Here is a 3,329-nt window from a genome sequence, read left to right on the forward strand (position 1 = left end):
TTTGTTAACTGGACGGTGGGGAGGGCTTGTGGTAATGGTCGGGATTTTGTCCGGTTGTGGCAACGGCGACAGCCTGGAACGCTTCGACGGCCCGACCATGGGCAGCAGCTATTCGATCCAATACGTGCGCCATGCCGGTCTTCCCGCACCGGCGGAAGTCCGCGTCCAGGTCGAAAAAATACTCTCTGATGTCGATCGGCAAATGTCGACCTATCGCAGTGACTCCGACATCGAACGCTTCAATAACCTGCCCGCCAACCACTGCCAGACAATGCCTGCGCCGATCCTCGAATTGGTCCGCGTCGGCGAGCGCTTGTCTTTGCAAAGTGACGGCTCCTACGACCTGACGGTGGAACCGCTGCTCAACCTCTGGGGATTTGGCCCGCAGGCGCGTGAGGAAAAAGTCCCGAGCGCCGAAGCACTGGCCGAGGTGCAGCAGCGTGTCGGTCATAATCACCTGCGCATCGAAGGTGACCAGTTGTGCAAGGATGCCGCGGTCGAGGTCGACTTCAACAGCATCGCTGCCGGTTACGCGGTCGACACGATTGCCGCCGAACTCGAAGCGCTGGGCATCCACGACTACCTCGCTGAAGCCACCGGCGAACTCAAGGCCGTCGGTAAAAAACTCGACGGCTCACCGTGGCGCATCGCCCTGGAAGAACCCCGTGATGATCAGCGAGTGGCCGAGCGTGTCATCGCCGTCGACGGCTACGGCGTGTCCACCTCCGGTGATTACCGTAACTATTTCGAGCAGGGTGGCCGGCGCTATTCCCACACCTTCGATGCCCGCACCGGAACACCGGTCCTACACACCCTGGCGTCAGTCACGGTGATTCATCCTTCAGCGTTGATGGCCGATGGCTTATCGACGCTGTTGCTGATTCTTGGCCCTGAACGGGGTTGGGACTATGCCCAAACGCATGACATTGCTGCATTCTTTGTGATTCGTGCCGATACAGGTTTTGTCACACGCACCAATCAGGCTTTTGAGCGCCTGGCCGGTGAGAAAACCGAGTGATTGCGGCTGCAAAAGCATTTTTCGGTGGCTTTGTAGCGCAGGCAAAACTAGCCTACGACGCGACCAAGGGTTAATGTGCGCGGCGTTGACGCTTCTATAGACTGTGTCCGGGTTCTGCACTGGCCCCAAATTGTTCCTTCAYGCCGCCGATCGGCGTGATTTAGCCGCGGGCGCCTAAGGTGCCGCGGCCTGTTCTGAGGAGTACGCATGGCTGTCTACAACTACGATGTGGTGGTGTTGGGTTCCGGCCCGGCGGGAGAAGGCGCGGCAATGAACGCCGCCAAGGCAGGGCGCAAGGTGGCGATGGTCGATAGCCGTCGCCAGGTCGGCGGCAACTGCACCCACCTGGGCACCATCCCGTCCAAGGCCTTGCGTCACTCGGTCCGGCAGATCATGCAGTTCAACACCAACCCGATGTTCCGGGCCATTGGTGAGCCGCGTTGGTTCTCGTTCCCGGACGTGTTGAAAAGCGCTGAAAAAGTCATCTCCAAACAAGTCGCCTCGCGCACCGGCTACTACGCCCGTAACCGCGTCGACGTGTTCTTCGGCACCGGCAGCTTCGCCGACGAGCAAACCATCGAAGTCGTCTGCGCCAACGGCGTGGTCGAAAAACTGGTGGCCAAGCACATCATCATCGCCACCGGTTCGCGTCCTTATCGCCCGGCGGACATCGATTTCCATCACCCGCGTATCTACGATAGCGACACCATCCTCAGCCTCGGCCACACCCCGCGTAAACTCATCGTTTACGGCGCCGGCGTGATCGGCTGCGAATACGCCTCGATCTTCAGTGGTCTGGGTGTATTGGTTGAGCTGGTGGACAACCGTGGTCAGTTGCTGAGCTTCCTCGACTCGGAAATTTCCCAGGCCCTGAGTTACCACTTCAGCAACAACAACATCACGGTTCGCCACAACGAAGACTACGACCGCGTCGAAGGCGTGGACAACGGCGTGATCCTGCACCTCAAGTCCGGCAAGAAGATCAAGGCCGACGCCTTGCTCTGGTGCAACGGCCGTACCGGCAACACCGATCAGCTGGGTCTGGAAAACATCGGCGTGAAGGTCAACAGCCGTGGCCAGATCGAAGTCGACGAGAACTACCGCACCTGCGTGCCGAACATTTATGGCGCCGGTGACGTGATCGGCTGGCCGAGCCTGGCCAGTGCCGCCCATGACCAGGGGCGTTCGGCCGCTGGCAGCATCGTCGACAACGGCAGCTGGCGTTTCGTCAATGACGTGCCGACCGGCATCTACACGATTCCGGAGATCAGCTCGATCGGCAAGAACGAGCAGGAGCTGACTCAGGCCAAGGTGCCGTATGAAGTGGGCAAGGCATTCTTCAAGAGCATGGCGCGTGCGCAGATCGCCGGCGAACCGCAAGGCATGCTGAAAATCCTGTTCCACCGCGAGACGCTGGAAGTGCTGGGCGTTCACTGCTTCGGTTATCAGGCATCGGAGATCGTGCACATCGGTCAGGCGATCATGAACCAGCCGGGCGAGCAGAACACCCTGAAGTACTTCGTCAACACGACGTTCAACTACCCGACCATGGCCGAAGCCTATCGGGTAGCGGCGTACGATGGCCTCAACCGGCTTTTTTGAGTGGCTCCGGCCGGTGGCCTGAGCCGGCCGGGGAGACCGATTTCAGCAATTCTCGAGCGTGGCGCTGGCCAAACCGGGAAAGTCTGTAATCAGGCTGTCAACGCCGAAGTCGGCGAGCCTGCGCATCAGCGCGGGCTCGTTGACTGTCCACACCGACACATGCAGCCCCTGACGCTGCGCCTTCTGCAGGCGTTCCGGCGTACACAGGGTCCAGTTCAGCGCCAGCATCTCACAGCCATAGTTTTGCGCGACCTTCAACGGGTCGAGCCAGGCGTACTCGGCCACCAGTCCGCGAGACACGTCCGGCACCAGGTCCAGCGCGGCTTTCAACACTTCGCGTGAACTCGAGGTAATCGTGACCTTGTCCCGTATGCCGAAACGCTGGGCCATTTCGCGAATCGCCAGCACGGTGGTTGCGGCACGGGTGCGTGAAGCGCTTTTGACTTCCAGCTGCCAGTGCTCGAAATCGCATTTTTCGAACAACTCTTCCAGCGTCGGGATCGGGCAGGGTTTGATCCAGCCCGGGCCGCCCTTGCGCGCGTCGTAGGTCACCAGTTCCGCAGCCGTGTGTTCGGCCACTTTGCCGCGGCGGTCTGTGGTGCGTTTGAGGGTCGGGTCGTGGATCACCATCAACTCGCCGTCCTTGGACAGGTGCAGGTCCAGTTCGCAGCGGCGCACGCCGTGCTTGAGGCATTGCTGAAAGCTGGTC

3 protein-coding genes are annotated in these 3,329 nt (G+C 60.5%); 2 read left to right on the forward strand and 1 reads right to left on the reverse strand.

Annotated features, from left to right (window positions below; all coding sequences use genetic code 11):
• The first annotated feature begins 34 nt into the window (after positions 1-34).
• Positions 35-1,018 carry an FAD:protein FMN transferase gene (locus AC1DLB_RS25665; protein ID WP_477744414.1) on the forward strand — a complete coding sequence of 328 codons (984 nt, stop codon included), beginning with the start codon at positions 35-37 and terminating at the stop codon, positions 1,016-1,018.
• A gap of 207 nt (positions 1,019-1,225) precedes the next feature.
• Complete coding sequence (sthA, locus tag AC1DLB_RS25670) at positions 1,226-2,620, forward strand: Si-specific NAD(P)(+) transhydrogenase (protein ID WP_007935284.1); 1,395 nt, start codon at positions 1,226-1,228, stop codon at positions 2,618-2,620.
• Positions 2,621-2,662: 42 nt separating this feature from the next.
• On the opposite strand, the gene AC1DLB_RS25675 is transcribed toward sthA, so the two are convergent.
• A partial coding sequence (locus tag AC1DLB_RS25675) for a glycerophosphodiester phosphodiesterase (RefSeq protein ID WP_477785885.1) occupies positions 2,663-3,329 on the reverse strand: 667 nt, incomplete at its 5' end.

It is taken from the genome of Pseudomonas sp. 05N434 (assembly GCF_056396965.1).